Here is an 18,547-nt window from a genome sequence, read left to right as displayed (position 1 = left end):
CTTTAGCTATACCTTTGGCAGCGACCAATTTGCCGATCTAGACAGTGGAGACAGCCTAACCTTTAGCGCCACGCTCTCCGATGGTTCTTCCCTGCCCACGTGGTTGAGTTTTGATGCGCAGACCTTAACCCTAAGCGGCATCACCCCTGAAGGGGCCAATGCCCTCTCCATTGCCATTACGGCAACCGACAGCAGTGGTTTGAGCGTCAGTGATGCGTTTGCTCTGACCATCATCCGCGATGGTGAGTTCTTGGATGCTGCGGTTGGCAACCTGACCTTTAATTCCGGCAGCCAAAGCGGCAATACCGATGCCAATGGTCTGTTCTATTATCGGGATGGCGAAACCGTCACCTTCTCCATCGGCAATCTTGTGCTAGGTACGGCCAACGCCAGTAGCCTGATGACGCCTGATAGCTTGGATGGCCTTTCCACGGATGCCGTCACCAACATGCTGCGCTTTTTGCAGACCATTGATGAAGATGGTGATCCGAGCAATGGTATTACCATTAGTGCGACTGCCCATGATCAAACCGCAGGGGTTAACATCAATTTTGAGCAGAGCCCCGACGCCTTTAGCAACGACATAAATATCAGCACCTTCTTGACCAACATTCAGCCCGGTCAGATGCCGCTGATTTTGCGCAGCGCCGAAGAGGCTCGTGCCCACTTTGAGAGCACCCTGAGCAGCCGTTCGGCCTATACCGGCATAACGCTGGATAACAGCACCCTGCCTGAAAATACCGACACCCAAGCTGAATACTTGGTGGGCAGCCTCTCTGCGACGGGTAGCTCGGCCCTAATCCCCGAATATGCCATTGTGGGTGGCACCCACGCAGATCTCTTCTCCGTGATTGACGGCAAGCTCTACCTGATAAGTGGTACCACGCTGGATCATGAGACCCTGCCGAATTTGAGCGTCACCATCGAGGTGCGTGAACCCGGTTCCAGCGCCCCCTATACGCAAAGCTTTACCATTGGTGTTACCGACGTCAATGAGGCCCCATTGACCCAAGACGACAGCGTCATGGCCTATGAAGACAACAGCATCACTTTTGTTGAATCCACGCTGCTGGTCAATGACACGGACCCCGATGCAAACAGCCTAGACATTACCTCCATCACTCTGGTGGATTCTATGTACGGCACCGTTGCGGAAATCGGCAATGGCGTTTGGAGTTTCACCCCATCGAGCATGCTGCAATTCTTGTCCGAAGGGGAAACCATGCCCCTTGCCTTCACCTATATGGTGGCAGACGGTGCGGGCCTTGAGAGCGTGGGCAACGGCATCTTCACGGTGTATGGCATCAACGACGCGCCAGAGGTTTACACCGCCACACCGGGCACCTATATAGAAGATGGCACCACCACCTACCCCTTTGCAGGGGTAACCATTAGTGACCCTGATGGCGGTGACATCTCCTCCGTGGTCTTGAGCATTCAGGGCTATGTGCAAGGGGCGCAGCGGTTAAGCTTTACCGACAGCAACGGCGTTATATTAGGCAGCTGGGATGATGTTAACGGTACCTTGACCCTAAGCCAAAATGCCACGGGCAATGCCTATACCAACGCGCTGTTGATGGTGGGTTACGAAAACTTGTCCGATAACCCGACCAGCACGGTCGCGGTGGCACTTACCGCCTATGACGCTTATGGTGCTGCAAGCTCCGAGTCCATACAGCAGATCCAGATCACCGCGGTAAACGATGCACCGCAGCTTACACTGCCTGGAGACACCCTCAATCTCGCCAGCTTAGACGGCAGCAACGGTTTTGTACTTAGCGGGACCAACCCCTATGATTTCACAGGGCACAGTGTAAGTGCCGCCGGGGATGTCAACGGTGATGGGGTGGACGATGTCATCATCGGCGCGTTCATTTCCGATTCCGGCAACGGCTTGGATGGTGGGGTCAGTTATGTCCTGTTTGGCAACCAAACCGGCTTTAATGCCAACATAAGCCTCTCCAGCTTGGATGGCAGCAACGGCTTTGCCATCCATGGCATCGAAGCGGGCGATAAAGCGGGACAGGTGGTAAGCCAGGCGGGGGATATCAATGGCGATGGGGTGGATGACCTGATCATTGGTGCCCAGTTTGCGGCGGCCAATGGGCTTGTTGACGCAGGGCAAAGCTATGTCGTGTTTGGCCAAACCAACGGTTTTTCTGCCGATCTCAATCTCTCTGATCTAGACGGCAGCAATGGTTTTATCATCAATGGCCAAGAGATGTACGACTATGCGGGGGTCGCGGTAAGCGCTGCGGGTGACATCAATAACGATGGCATCGATGACCTGCTTATTGGTGCAGACTACGCTTCCGCAAACGGTCAGGACTATGCCGGCGAGAGCTATGTGGTGTTTGGCAAAGATACCGGTTTTGCCAGCAGCTTCAATCTTTCTGACTTAGACGGCAGTAACGGATTTGTCATTAATGGCGTCTCTGTTGGGGATTGCATGGGCGGCACCGTAAGCGGTGCGGGCGATGTGAACGGGGATGGCATTGATGATCTCATCATTGGCTCAATCACGACCGGCACCGGTACGCCCCATGCGAGCCAAAGCTATGTGGTGTTTGGTCACTCGGGTAATTTTGCGAGCAGTTTTGACCTAGCGGAGCTCAACGGTAGCAATGGTTTTGCCATCCATGAAGTTTCTGCCACGGACAACTCCGACTTTACCGTAAGCAGCGCGGGGGATATTAATGGCGATGGGCTGAGCGATCTGCTCATCGGCGCACCCAACGCTGGAACAGCGGGTGAGACCTACGTGGTGTTTGGCAGCACCACCCCCTTCGCTGCCAATTTGGATCTCTCTACCCTGGATGGCAGCAACGGTTTTGTTATCCAAGGCTTAAATAGTGGGGATTCCTCTGGAAAAGCGGTAAGTGCCGCTGGTGACATTAACCACGACGGCATAGATGACCTGATTATTGGGGCCCAGTATGCCAGCCCCAACGGCACCTCATCGGGGCAGAGTTATGTGGTGTTTGGGCAGCAGGGGGGTTTTAGCGCCAGCTTTAGTCTGGCTGATCTGAATGGCTACAACGGTTTTAGCATAAACGGCATCAACGCTTACGACTATTCAGGCTTCTCGGTTGCCGGTGCGGGGGATCTCAACGGCGATGGGGTGGATGATCTGATTATTGGGGCCGACTACGCCTCCCCCAATGGTATGCAAGGCGCAGGAGAAAGCTATGTGGTGTTTGGGCAGGCAGGCTCCCTGCCAGCCTCGGTGACCTACATTGAGGGCAGCGCCCCGCAACAGGTGGCCGCGAACCTCTCCCTGACGGATGTTGACAGCACCCAGATGAACTCTGCCACGGTGCAGATTAGCGGTCATTATCAGGTCGGCGAAGATAGCCTGAATTTTACCGATCAAAACGGCATTGCAGGGGCGTGGAACGCCACCACGGGCACGCTCACACTCAGTGGCACAGCCGATACCGCCCTCTATCAAGAGGCGCTGCGCAGTGTGACCTATGAAAACAGCAGCACCAGCCCCAATGTTGGCAACCGCACGGTTTCTATCGCACTCTTTGATGATCAAGGGACCCAGAGCAACATCGTCACCACCACCCTGTCGGTGGTGGATGTCAACAGTCCGCCGGAGGTTGTGTTTGTCTCTTCGCCGAACTTTACCGAGGATGCCAACGCCACGGCACTGGGAAATCTTGTAACCCTAAGTGATGGCGACAACACCCATATGAGTGGTGCCAGCATCACCGTAAGCAGTGGTTATGCCCCCGGCGAAGCTCTGCTGGCCTTTACCGATACCGGCACCATTAGCAGCTCTTTTGACGCCGCCACAGGCACCCTAACCCTGACGGGCATCGATACCATTGCCAATTATCAAACGGCACTGGCTAACGTCACCTACGCCTTTACAGGTAATGATGTTAGCGGTAGTCACGCCTTTTCCATCCGCATTACCGATGAGCAAGGCGGCACCAGTACCGCGACCGAGGTACCCTTTACCCTCACCGGTACCAATGATGCCCCAACCGTGGACCCAGGCACCCTGCCGACCCTACAAAACAGCCTTGTTTTTGATGGCACCGATGATGCGGCATACTCGACGGTAGGGGGCATGGTTACGGCGGATGCTACCTGGGAGTTCTGGGTTAACCGGGCCAGCGCCGGTAGCGCCCATGATATTTTGCTCATGACCGATGGGAATGGAAATCATCTTAGCATCGGCTACGGAGCCGACCCACACACCTTTGAAATCGCCCTGGGCAGCGATTCATGGATCGTGGATTTTACCGGCCTGGGGCTGGATGAGGTGGGCAGTTGGGTCCACTGGGCCGGCAGCTTTGACAGCACCACCAGTGAAATGGCGCTCTACCTCAATGGCGTTCAACTCACCACACATATTTTTACGGGAGAAAGCCTGCCCGTAGGCAGCAGCCTCGCATTGGGCAGTGCGGTATGGAGCAATGGCACGCCCCTTGATGGCGCTTTGGGGGATATACGCCTGTGGAACGATGTCCGCACGCCAGAAGAGATTGCGGATAACTATTCACGCACGCTCTCGGGCAGCCCTGCTGGGCTGGTCGCCAACTACACCATGGCGGATTACACAGGCAGCAACAGCCTGACAGATGTTTCGGGGAATGGCTTCTACCTCACCCTAGGCGATGGCGGTGCGACCCCGTCCCTTAGCCCCACGGTAAGCGCCAGCACCCTGCTGCTTGAGCAGCCCGCCGACAGCGTCACCTTTACCGAAAATGGCGGCTCTGTTGCGGTTATGCCGGTCATTACCGTGGACGACACGGAAGATAATTGGGATGGTGGCACGCTCAACATCAGCTACACCCCCTACGATAGCCAGTTTGAGACCCTGCTGTTGTCCTCACACGGCTCTGTTTTGGTCGAAGATGGCAACCTCAGCTACGGCGGTACGTTGGTGGGTAGCTACACCTGGACCGGCAGCACTTGGAACATCACCTTTAACAGTGCCGCCAGCGATGCGGCAGTAGAGTCCATTTTGCAGGCTGTCACCTATGAAAACAACGCAGAGGCGCCCTCCACCAGCCCCCGTTCGGTGATGGTCAGCCTAATGGATAGCGAGGGTGCCACCACCAACTTTACCCAGACCATCCAAGTCGTCGCCGTTAATGACGCACCAGAGCTGCTACCGGCCATGGGCTTGAGTGAAGCCCTCACCGATGTCGGTTCTTACAGCCTCTCCTATGGGGCTGAGATGGTGGTGGTGGGCAATACCGCCTACATTGCCACCAGCGACAACCATTTGAAGATCGTGGACGTTTCATCGCCCACCGCACCCACCTTGCTGGGCAGCGTGGATTTCAGCAGCACCATGGGTGCGCCTAACGGCATCGCCGTGTCTGGGCAAACGGCTTACATCAGCCAGGGGGATCTGCTTGCCATTAACATCAGCAATCCCACCGCGCCCTCTGTTATTGGTGTGTATGATGAAGGTAACAACACCTATAGCCGTTCCATTACGGTGGATGGCCATGTGGGCTATTTGGGTGCTGACAACATGGTGTATGTGCTGGATCTAAGCGATCCCGCACAGATCACCGAGATGGCATCTCTACCGCTGTTTGGCACGCCGGAGAAAATTTTCTACAACAACAATACCCTCTATATGGCCACCAGCCATGGCTTGGAAATTGTTGATGTAACCGATCCGCTCTCGCCTTCGGCCATGGATACCTACGCCCTTTCCAACAGCGTGGATCTGTCCCTCGACGGCAGCGACCTCTATCTGGCTGCGGGTGCCAGCGGTGTGACCCATCTGGATGTGAGCGATCCCAACGCCATAACCTATATGAACTCGTTCCCCACCATGGCTTATAGCGTTGACTACCTCAATGAGGTACTCATCGTCAGCAGCGGCAATAGTGTCACCTACCTGAGTGTGTCCAATCCACACAAGATGACCACCGTAGATAGCTGGACCTTAAACGGTGGCAGCAGCGCTGAAGTCGTTGTCACCAATGACCATGCGTATGTATTAGACAGCATGAATGGGGTTTATGTCCTCAACCACCAGATCGGCGTTGCCAATGCCGTTATAGATGACGTACAGGAAGATTCCACGGTACCCCAGAACGGCACCATGGTCTCCAACTTACTAAGCGACATCTACTACGATGTCGATGGCACCCTGTCAGGTATCGCCCTTACCTCTGTGGATGAGAGTCATGGTCAGTGGCAGTATAGCTGGGATTATGGCGCAACCTGGCAAGGGATTGATGGCTTGAGCGAGAGCCAAGCGCTGTTGCTTGAGAGCAGCGACTCTATCCGTTTTATACCCAATGCCGACTATGCGGGCAGCAGCACCTTTACCTTCCGTGGCTGGGATACCAGCGATAATGGTGTGGCAGGTACCAGCGTGGATGCCACACAAAACGGTGGCACAACCGCTTTCAGTGCGGTAAGCCATACGGGGCAGGTCAACGTTATTGAGGTGAACGACCCCAGCCAACTAAGCGCGGTCGCGCCAAGCCAGGTATTGAGCTTTGACGGCGTGGACGATGTGGCTTCTGCGGCCATTAGCTTGCCCCCAAGCAGCTCCTTTACGCTGGAAGCCTGGGTCTACCGCAACAGCGGCAGCAGCGATGACACCATCTTCAGCCAAGGGGTTGAGGGCACGGGAACCTTCTCGGTAGGTTTTGACGCCTCGGGACAGCTCAACTGGAATATCGACAGCGATACCCTGAGCGTCAATACAGCAGATATTGACAGCAACAACGTCGGCATGCTCAACCAGTGGTACCATGTGGCCGCCGTGTATGACGATATGGGCGGCAGCCCTGTTCGCACCCTCTATGTGGATGGGATACAGGTTGCACAGAGCACCACCGGCCCAAGCTACGTTGGTGGTAACACGCTGGTGTTGGGCTCGTATTTGGCTGGTGGTAGCGGTCAAGATTTTGATGGAAAACTGGACGATGTGCGTATCTGGTCGGACGCTCGCACCGCTCAGGAGATCGCAGAGAGTGCCAATGGGGTTATCACAGAGACCACCAATCTGACGACGTACTTTGATTTTGAACAGATTGCCAATGGGGTAAGTTACGGTACCAATGGCCACATGCTGCAAATGGGTGATACCACCCCGACGGGGGATGCTAAAGATCCCCTGGCCGTTGCAGATGGCACACGCACCCAAACGGTCACCACCGCTACCGCCGCTTATGATGAAGCGGTGGGGGCTGTGATTATCGCCCCCAGTGTGGAGCTTGTCGACATTGACAACACGCTGCTTAGCCAAGCGGTTATCCAGATTGCTGGCAACTATCTCATGGACCAGGATCGGTTATCCTTTAACGATACCACCACCATTAGCAGCAGTTGGGACAGTGCGACTGGTCGGTTAACCCTCTCTGGCAGCGATACCGTGGCCAACTATCAAGCGGCGTTGCGTAGTGTAACCTATGACAACAGCACCACCGCACCCAATACCACACCGCGCACCATCACCATGTTGGTGAAGGACGCGGCAGAAAATGCCAGCAACAGCTTTACCTCCACCGTGACCATTAGCACGGTGGACGATGCCCCCGTGATCAGCACCACCGGCACGATGGGCTTCCTTAGCTTCTCCAGCAACACCATCCAGGTCACCAATAATGGCACCTCCACTCTGGCCGCAGGAGACCTAGACAATGATGGGGATATTGACCTAATTGATGGCAGCAGTGGCTTGGTTTGGTTGGGGGATCATAGCGGACACTTTACCCAGGGCAATCAGAGCGTTCTGGCTTTCACCAACATTGGCGACAGCCAAGGTGTTTTGCTCCACGATTTTAATGGCGATGGCTATCTGGACGCCCTGAACTATCAGGATAATGGTGGGGCCAATCAGGTTTGGTTCAACCAACAGGATGGCACCTTTGCCTATAACGCCACGTTAGGCCATGGCAATAGTGTGGATGCCGCCATGGGCGACATCAATCATGATGGCCACATCGACCTCTATGTCGTTAATGACAACACCTCTGACCAGCTTTGGTTGGGGGTCGGGGACGGCAGCTTTACCGATAGCGGCCTTGTGTTTGGCACAGGCATGGCTAAGAGCGTCAGCATGGGCGATGTGAATGGCGATCTGTTGGACGATGTGGTGCTCAGCCGCACCGATGGCAACCTAGAAATTTTGCTCTCCGATGGCACCACTTTTACCGATAACGGGCAAAATCTAGGCTATGCCAACAGCAGCTTTGTCGCCAACGCTTTGGGAGATTTGGATGGAGATGGAGATCTGGATCTGGTCGCTTACGACAGTCAGTTTGGCTACCGCGTCTATCTGAACAATGGTCAGGGTCTGTTTATTGACCAGAACACCACCATGAACAGCAGCACCAATGTGCAAGATATTGCTCTGGCTGACCTGGACCAGGATGGTGATTTGGATCTGGTAGTCGTGAAAAACGGCTACCAATCTGATGCGCTCTACCTCAACGATGGCACAGGGCTTTTCAGCTCTTCGGGCTCATACCTTAACAACGCCAGCAACGATCATGTGGTGCTGGCCGATGTCAATAATGATGGCTCTGTGGATGCCATCTATGGACAGCTTGACCCTCAGTTTTCCGGATCCAACGGGATCTATATCTCCTTGAACAACTCCACGGTGGCGGGCAATACCATCCATGAGGGCATGGGCTGGCAGAACCTGACCATGGGCATGACCTTGATGGATGACGACAACGGCAACCTCACCGGTGCCACCATTACCATCGCTGGCAACTATGAGATGGGGTCAGACACCCTTAGCTTTACGGACACCACCACCATTACCGGAAGTTGGGACAGCGCCACCGGCACCCTCAGCCTGAGCGGCACCGACACCTTAACCAACTACACCAGCGCACTTAACAGCATCACCATGCAGGTTTTGGGTGACAACCCCAGCGAGCGGGTGCGTAGCGTCGATGTACAGGTCACGGAAGAGGGTAATCTGGTCAGTGCCATCCATAGTTTCCAGGTCAATGTGGTTGGCAGCAACGATTATCCAGAGATTACGGTGCAGGGGGGCTCGACAGCCAGCGTTACCTATACCGAACTGGACGGTCCGGTCGCCATCTTGACAGACTTAAATGTGGTGGATGTGGATAGCAGCACCTTGACCAGTGCCACGCTCTCCATCACCGGCTACACGATGGCATCGGGGGATAAGCTCATACTCAATGCCAGCAACCCTTCCATCTATAGTTACTGGGATGATGCCAGTGGCACCCTGCAACTGGGTGGTTCGGCATCCGTGGCAGAGTACCAAGCCCTGTTGCGTTCCGTCACCTATGCCAACAGCCGCATTGACCCTGACGCGACCGATCGCCAAATTTCACTCATGGTTGTGGATGATCAACAAGCGGCCAGTAGCGGCGTGGACATTACCGTCAGCATGGCACTGAACAATGATCCTCCCCTGTTGACCCTGAATGTCAACAGTTACCCGAGTTTTACCCTTAGCAGCAATGCCAGCGATGCCACGCAGAACGCCAAATTGTTGGCCCAGGGGGATTTCGATGGCGATGGAGACCTGGATCTGTTTGTGGGCACCTTAAATGCCAGCGATCTGGTTATGCTCAATGATGGCTATGGCCATTTTAGCGAAACATCACAAACCTTTACCAGTGGCACAACCCACCAAGTACTGGTCGAGGATATGGATGGGGATGGCGTATTGGATGTGGTCACGGTGTCAGACACCGGCACCCTTGTCTTGATGGGGATTGGCGATGGTTACTTTAATGTACAAACGCAGAGCAACCCCATTGGTGTGATTGAACAGGCGCTGCTGGTTGATCTGAACGGCGATGGTTACAAAGATCTCGTCACCTTGGACGCCACCTCTGGCAATGCTGTGCACCTCTATAATAATGCGGGGACAGCGACGGACCACGGGGATGATTATTTCGGTACCGCCCTCAGCTTTGCCGCAGGTCAGAGCTTTAATGGTGCGGTTAATCTGGATGCCGACGGGGATGGTGATCAAGACTTGCTGATCACCACCGATGGCCGTGACCCCGTCTTGTGGCTTAATGACGGCAACGCCAACCTGACGGAGTGGGGTGAGATCAGTGACAAATTGGGCTCATCCATAGACTATGCGCTCACTTTCCAGCAACTGGCGGTAGGCGATCTGAATGGGGATGGGCTGGATGATGTGCTTGCGATCTTCAACAGCACCAGCCTGACGAGCGGCCAACAGAGCGAAAATGCTGTGTATGGGTGGCTGAATGATGGCCATGGTGGCTTTAATTATTATGACTACGCCAGTCGCAGCGCCTCCAACACGGCGGTGCAATCCCTGCGCACCGGGGATCTCAATAACGATGGTTATCTGGATGTTATCGTCAGTGGCAACGATTATGTGGACATCATGTGGGGCGATGGCAGCGGCAGTTATAGCAACAGCAGCCCACTCTATGGGGTAGGTAGCGAAGGGGCGGTCATTGGTGATTTTGACCGTGATGGGGATGTGGATATGGTGGTTGCCAATGACATGGCAGCCAACAACGGTGGCAGCGTCAATCTGCTAAGCAATACGGCCATTAGCGGAAACCTCTATACTGAAAACAGCATGGCCATGCCCGCTGTCGCAGGCATAACCCTGGTTGAAGATAGTAATACCGTAACCGGCATGACGCTCACCATCAGTGATGACTATATGCAGGGTTATGACACCCTGACCTTTACCGATACCGCCAACATCACCGGCAGTTGGGATAGCACCAGCGGCACCATGACCCTGCAAGGCACGGCCACGGTGGCCGAGTATCAAGCGGCGCTCATCACCGTGCAGTTTGCCAGCAGCCATGACAATCCAGGCTATGGCCGTCAAATCACGGTGCAGGCCAGCTCACCAGAGGGGGATAGCAGCAGCGTCACCGTCAACTTAGCCATTGCACCAGTGGATGATGCACCGGCACTTAGCGCCGTTCAGCCCAGTCAAGTGCTCAGTTTTGACGGGGTGGATGATATGGCCTCAGCCACCCTTGCCTTGGCCCCTTCTACCTCCTTTACTTTGGAGGGCTGGGTCTATCGCAACAGCAGTGACAGCAGTGATGCCATCTTCAGCCAAGGGTTTGAGGGCACCGGTACTTTCGTGGTGGGTTTTGATGCCACAGGGCACCTGAGTTGGAATATCGACAGCGATACCCTGAGCGTTAATACCGCAGATATTGACAGCAACAATGTCGGCATGGTCAACCAGTGGTATCATGTGGCCGCCGTGTATGATTACAATGCCGGTGCCCCTGTGCGCACCCTTTATGTGGATGGGGTCCAGGTTGCACAGAGCACCGCCGGTAATAGCTATGCGGGTGGTAGCACACTGGTTATAGGCAACTATTTGGCCAGCAGCAGTGGCCAGGATTTTGATGGCAAACTGGACGATGTGCGCATCTGGTCCGATGTACGCAGTGCCGCTGAGATTCAAAACAGCGCCAATGGTGCGGTGAGTGACACCACCAATCTGATGGCCTACTACACCTTTGAAACGGTAAGTGCGGGCACCACCCTTTCCAGCGATGCCACCCACCCCTTGATCTTGGGGGATGCTACGGTGGGCGATACAGCCGAACCCGCAACCCTTACCGATGGCGTACGCACCACCACCACCACCGGCAGCATAGCCACCTTTACAGGCAGCGGTACCGCCATTGCAGCCAATATCCAGATTGAGGATATGGATAGCACCACCGTTGACAGCGCCTTGGTGCAGTTTTACATGGGCTATGAGAGCGGTGACACACTCAGCTTTACCAGTAATGGCACCATTACCGGAAATTGGGACAGCACGACGGGCATGTTAAGCCTGAGCGGTAGAGATACCCTTGCCAACTATCAGGATCTCTTACGTACCCTGACCTATAATCATGAGGGCACCCCCACCTACACGGTCAAACAGATTGAGATTCGTGTACAAGGTAACGCCGATCAAACGGCCACCAGCAATATTTTCACCAGTGTCGTCACCATACCCACCAACACCGCACCCTTCTCTGCGGATAACACCCTTACGGTCGCCCCAGATGGTGATGTGACCATTACCAGCAGCGCCGTCCTCTTTTATGATGCCGATGGGGATATGCTGGACCATGTTGAGCTGTTGTCGCCGCCCACCCTGGGCACCTTGTGGTTGGACATCAACGCCAATGGTAGCTTGGACGTGGGTACGGAAGAGGCTTTCGCGGGTAGCATCGTCACCAAAGCACAACTGGATGCGGGGCTGCTGCACTACACCCCCAATAGCGGCGAGAGTGGCAGCAACTACACCAGCTTCAGCTACTATGTGAACGATGGCACCACCAACAGCGCCATCGCCAACACCATCACGGTGGATGTAACAACGGGCAGCACCACCACCACGGCACCGGTGATCAGCTTGAGCAACACCATGCCCCAATTGGGTTTTGTTGAACCTCTTACATCTCTTACCCTTGACGCTGCTACCGGTTACTGGATGACCGGTGGTGACATCAATGGCGATGGCCATAATGACCTCATCATCACCTATACCGATGAAATAACGGCCACTAACACCCTGCAAGCGCAGGTTCTGCTCGGGGATGGTCAGGGTGGCTTTACCGATCCTGTCAGCGCTTCTGGGGTGATGATTAATGGTAACTTCAGCGACCCGCAACTGGCGGATCTGGACGGCGATGGTGACGCCGACCTGATCGTGCAAGACTATGCCGACGGCGGCAATGTGGTGACGGTCTATCTCTCCAATGGGGATGGCACCTTTACTGATACCAACCTTAATTTGGTGGGTACCAATCTAGCGCGGCGGGTCGATACGGGGGATGTGAACGGCGATGGTATTGTGGACATCATGGTCTCTCACAAAAACGCCATCAACCAGCTTTGGTTGGGGGATGATGCCGATAGCAATGGTATTTGGGATGGCAGCTACACCAACGCCGGTCAAACCATTGATGGCAGCAATCACACCTATGTCACCATCTTGGCTGATCTGGACAATGACGGCGATCTGGATGCCGTATTTGCTGATGATGTAAACGGCGTACACATCTCCATCAATGAGGCAGGTCTCTTTACCGATACGGGCATTACCCTGTTCAGTGGTGGGGTGGTGCGTGAAGTGGATGTGCGCGATCTCAATGGCGATGGTTTCCAGGATATTGTGGCCACTTCCCTCAACGCTACCGACGATGCCGCACGGGTTTACTTTAATAGCGCCTTACCGGGGTCTGCGGTCATCCCTCTCTTTAGCGACACCGTGTCGAGCGTGCTCGCCCCCAACAGCAGCGGCGACAAGGTGCGTCTCAACGACCTGGATGGCGATGGGGATATGGATGCCACCCTGCGGGTGGATGGCACGCTGCAAATTTGGACCAACGATGGCAGCGGCTTCTTCAGTTATGTTCCCACCACATTGGAGGAGAACACGCTCCCCGCCCGCTTGGATCTCACCGGCGATGGTCTGCGTGATTTTGTGGAGATTAAGGGCGACCAGCTCAGTGTGTTTGAGAACATTTCAAGCCCTGCGCTGGCCTCTTATCTGGAGGATAGCGGCGCTCAGGCTTTGGGGCTGAACTTCAGCCTCAGTGACAGCGACAGCGCCAATCTGAACGCTGTGTCAATCCTCCTCAATGGTTATATGGCCGGATACGAGTCACTGGCGGCCAGCAGCACGGCCAACATCACCGCCACCTGGAATGATACCACCGGAACCCTCACCCTCAGCGGCAGCGATACCTTGGCCAACTATACCAGCCTGCTCAACAGCATCACCTTTGAGAGCAGCTATGAACCAACCCGCCAAGGGCGGGAGCTCTCCTTGAGCATTATTGCCAACGATGGCAGCCAGGATAGCGATGCCTACATGGCGACCTTGCAGATCCTATCCCGCAACGATCTGCCCACCGCGGCGGACAGCACTTTGACCGTGGCCCAGGATGGTGATGTGACCATTACCAGCAGCGCCGTCCTCTTTTATGATGCCGATGGGGATATGCTGGACCATGTTGAGCTGTTGTCGCCGCCCACCCTGGGCACCCTGTGGTTGGACATCAACGCCAATGGTAGCTTGGACGTGGGTACGGAAGAGGCTTTCGCGGGTAGCATCGTCACCAAAGCACAACTGGATGCGGGGCTGCTGCACTACACCCCCAATAGCGGCGAGAGTGGCAGCAACTACACCAGCTTCAGCTACTATGTGAACGATGGCACCACCAACAGCGCCATCGCCAACACCATCACGGTGGATATAACAACGGGCAGCACCGGCACCACCGGCAGTGCGCCTGTAGTCTATACGGCGGCGCATCAAGGAGCCATGCAGTTTTCCACCGGAGAAGCGGACACCCTCACCGTAACCGGGGTCAACATCGCCAACAGCTCCTACACCCTAGAGGCCTGGGTCAATCGCTCGACATCCACTTCACACTGGGACATGTTGTTCACCCAAGGGACGACTACCACGGATGGCCAATATCAGTTCTTTGGCTTTGGTCCCAATAATGATTTGACCATGGGCCATGGGGCGACGGGCCGGATCAGTGCGGATATCAGTAACTTCGAGGGTACCAGCAATCTTGTGGGAGAGTGGTACCACGTCGCCGCCAGTTATGATGTGACCAGTGGGGAGGGTAACATCTATATCAACGGTGTCTTGCAGGCGAGCGGCATTTTGGGCTTTGCCTTCACCAATGCCGCTGACCCAGACATGAGCATCGGTAACAGTACATGGGCTGCTGGCATTGACGGGCTGGATGGCCTATTGGATCAGGTGCGCATATGGAGCGATGTGCGCACCGCCCAAGAGATCGCAGAGAGCTATAACCAAGCATGGGGCAGCAATGAAGAGAACCTGTTGGCCAATTACGATTTTAACATCGTTGCGGACAATACCGTTTTCGATAGCTCCAACAACGGCAACCACGCCCAACTGGGCACCACCGCTGGGGTGGAGAGCAATGATCCGCGCTACGTGGGTCATCTGGGCAGCACCGTCGCCTTGAATGGTACCAACCAGTATTACCAGAGCAACGTGGCCGCCACCACGGCGGTGGATAACTTTACCCTTGAGTCGTGGTTTATGTGGGATGGCACCGACACGGGGAGCAACCAAGTGGTCGTTTACAACGGCGATAGTTCAACCACGGGCTACGGCATGTTGTTAACACCGGATGCTGCCAACAGCTATTCCATCCAAGGGCTTATGGGTGGGGTCGTGGCGTTTAGCAGCGGTGTCACGGTCAAGGCCGACACCTGGTACCATGTCGCCATGGTACGTGATAGCGGCGTAACTCAGTTGTATGTAAACGGCCAAGCGGCGGGCAACAGCACCACCGCTGGTCCGGCCACCCCCAGTGCCGCTATGACCATAGGCGGCGACAATGCCGGTGGCGAACTCTTCTCCGGTCAGATTGATGAAGTGCGGGTATGGGAGAGCGCCTTGGATCAGGCCACCCTTGCGCAATCCATGTCCAACACCCTATCGGGCGAAGAAGCGGGCTTGGTTGGCTATTGGGATATGAGCGTGGCCAATGCGACTGGGGTTATGGATATGGCCGGTGCCAACTCGTTGGCCGCCTTTGGTGCGCCCACCACGATCACCAATGCGCCCATGGTGCATGACACCTACTATGTCACCCAATCCAATACCAGCATAACCAGTGGTATGATGGCCTATGATCCAGACGGTGACACCCTAAGCTCTAGCCTGACCGTCTCTGCGGAGCATGGTGTCGCGGTCTATCTGCCCGATGCCTATACCTGGAAATACACACCCTATACCGACTTTGTCGGCACCGACACCTTTACGGTAACGGTTAACGATACCAACGGCAACGCCGTTGCCACCATGTTCAATGTGTTTGTTACTCCAGAGTTTACTGGTTCCATTCTGGGTGACGCAGATCTGGATGGCACAGCCCTGTACGGGACCACTTTGAACGATCTGCTCAGCAGCGGAGCGGGGGATCAATACCTTACTGGTGGCGCAGGAGATGACTTCCTGGAGGGCGGTGCTGGGATTGATGCACTCTATGGCGATGAGGGCAATGACTGGCTGGTATGGGATGACACCGACAGCACCATTGATGGTGGGGCTGGTACCGATACCCTGGTACTGTTTGAGGAGAACTACAACTTAGACCTCGCCGGTATAAGTGGTGTCACCCTACACAATATTGAAGAGATTGATATAACAGGAGACGGTGCCGTAACCCTGTTATTGACCGAACAAAATGTACTGGATCTCTCATCCAGCAGCGATCAGTTGGTGGTGCACGGCAACAGTGACGACACCCTGCAAGCCGGTGGGACATGGACCCAGGGTGCGGACCAGACCGTCGCGGGTTCCATCTACCATAGCTACACCAGCGGTACGGCGAGCCTGCTGGTCAATCACCAGATCACCTTCAATTCAAGCAGCGGCACCGCCACCGGTAGTGCGCCTGTGGTCTATGCGGCGGCGCACCAAGGGGTCATGCAGTTTGATGGGGATGATCAAATCGTGGCTGAAGGGGTTTCGGTTGCCAACCGCTCTTATACCTTAGAAGCCTGGGTTAACCGTCAATCCGCCGATGGCACCGTTGATGTTGTCATGGCTCAAGGGGCCACACTCGGTGCGGATCAGGTCATGTGGTTTGGCTTTGACAGTGACCAGACCCTCTCTCTGTATCACGACGGCTCCGGGGTATCGTTTGATATTTCCGGCTACAATACCGCATACCCCAACATGGTTGGCGCTTGGAACCACATTGCCGCCAGCTTTGACGATACCACCAACGAAGCAACCCTCTATATCAATGGTACTCAGGTTGGTACATCGGCCATGCTTAGCTCCGACCTTGTTGATAGCGCGGGGTCGAACCTTTTCATTGGCAACGATGAGTGGACGGGCGCGGCGGATGGCTTTAGCGGGATGGTGGACACTGTGCGCGTGTGGGGCGATGTACGCAGCGCCCAGGAGATCGCCGACAGCTATAACCAAGCCTGGGGCAGTAACGACGACAACCTGTTGGCCAGCTACGATTTTAACATCGTTGCGGGCAATACCGTGCTTGAAAACTCCAACAGCGGCAACCATGCCCAACTGGGCACCACCGCTGGGGTAGATAGCAATGATCCGCTCTACCTGGGTCATCTGGGCAGCGCCGTCGCCATGAATGGTTTCGATCAATATTACCAGAGCAACACTGCCGCCACGGCGGTAGTGGATAACTTTACCATCGAATCGTGGTTTATGTGGGATGGTCAGGATACCGACACCAATCAAATCATCACCAGCAATGGCGACGGTGTCGCTTCAGGATTTGGTCTATTCCTCAACTGGGATGCTGCCGGCAGCTATTCACTGCAAGGGGCTCTGGGCAGCGGTGCGGGCACGCTTTACCACAGCGGGCTCACGGTAGAAGCTAACACCTGGTACCATGTGGCGATGGTGCGTGAAACGGGTATCACGCAAATGTATGTAAACGGCCAAACGGTGGGCACAGTCATCACGGCGAGCCCCAACACAGCCAGTGCGACCATGACCATTGGTAGTGACTATCTTGGGGAGGACCTGTTTAGCGGCCAGATTGATGAAGTGCGGGTGTGGGAGAGCGCCTTGGATCAGGCCACCCTTGCGCAATCCATGTCCAACACCTTATCGGGCGAAGAAGCGGGCTTGGTTGGCTATTGGGATATGAGCGTGGCCAATGCGACTGGGGTTATGGATATGGCCGGTGCCAACTCGTTGGCTGCCTTTGGTACGCCCACCACGATCACCAATGCGCCCATGGTACATGACACCTACTTTGTCATCCAATCCAATACCAGCTTAACCAGCGGCATGCTGGCCTATGACCCCGATGGCGATAGCCTGAGTTCCAGCCTGACCGGCCCAGCGGAGCATGGTGTGGCCGCCTATCTGCCCGATGCCTATGCCTGGAAGTACACGCCCCATACCGACTTTGTCGGCACCGACACCTTTACGGTAACGGTTAACGATACCAACGGCAATGCGGTTGCCACCATGTTCAATGTGTTTGTCACTCCAGAGTTTACCGGTTCCATTCTGGGCAACGCAGATCTGGACGGCACAGCCCTGTACGGGAGCACTTTGAACGATCTGCTCAGCAGCGGAGCGGGGGATCAGACCCTTTTTGGTGATGCAGGAGATGACTTCCTGGAAGGCGGTGCCGGGATGGATGCTCTCCATGGCGAGGATGGCAATGACTTCCTGGTATGGGATGACACCGACAGCACCATTGATGGTGGGGCTGGTACCGATACCCTGGTACTGTTTGAAGAGGATTATCTCTTAAATCTCTCGGGTTTGAGTGGAACGGTGCTGACGGATATTGAGGCGATTGACATCACCGGTGATGGGGCTGTGACCATGCAGCTCACTGTACAAGATGTGCTGGATCTCTCCTCCACCACGGACCAATTACTGATCCACGGTAATAGTGATGATGTGGTGCAGACCGCAGCCGCATCTTGGGCACAGGGGGCGGATCAAGTCATTGATCAAACCACCTATCATAGCTACACCAGCGGCACCGCCAGCCTGCTGGTGGAGTCGGACATTACCATGCAGTTGTTACAGGTCTGA

1 protein-coding gene (cut by a window edge) is annotated in these 18,547 nt (G+C 55.3%); it reads left to right on the top strand.

The annotated features are described in order from the left end of the window. Positions 1-18,547: the 3' portion of a putative Ig domain-containing protein gene (locus tag MMC1_RS21840; protein WP_041640852.1), read on the top strand. 16,553 nt of this gene lie to the left of the window's left edge; only the last 18,547 of its 35,100 coding nucleotides appear in the window; its start codon lies off the left edge, out of view; its stop codon occupies positions 18,545-18,547.

It is taken from the genome of Magnetococcus marinus MC-1 (assembly GCF_000014865.1).
GTDB classification, from domain to species: domain Bacteria; phylum Pseudomonadota; class Magnetococcia; order Magnetococcales; family Magnetococcaceae; genus Magnetococcus; species Magnetococcus marinus.
Note: the sequence above shows the minus strand (reverse complement) of the source record. Positions and strands in the feature narration are given on the sequence as shown.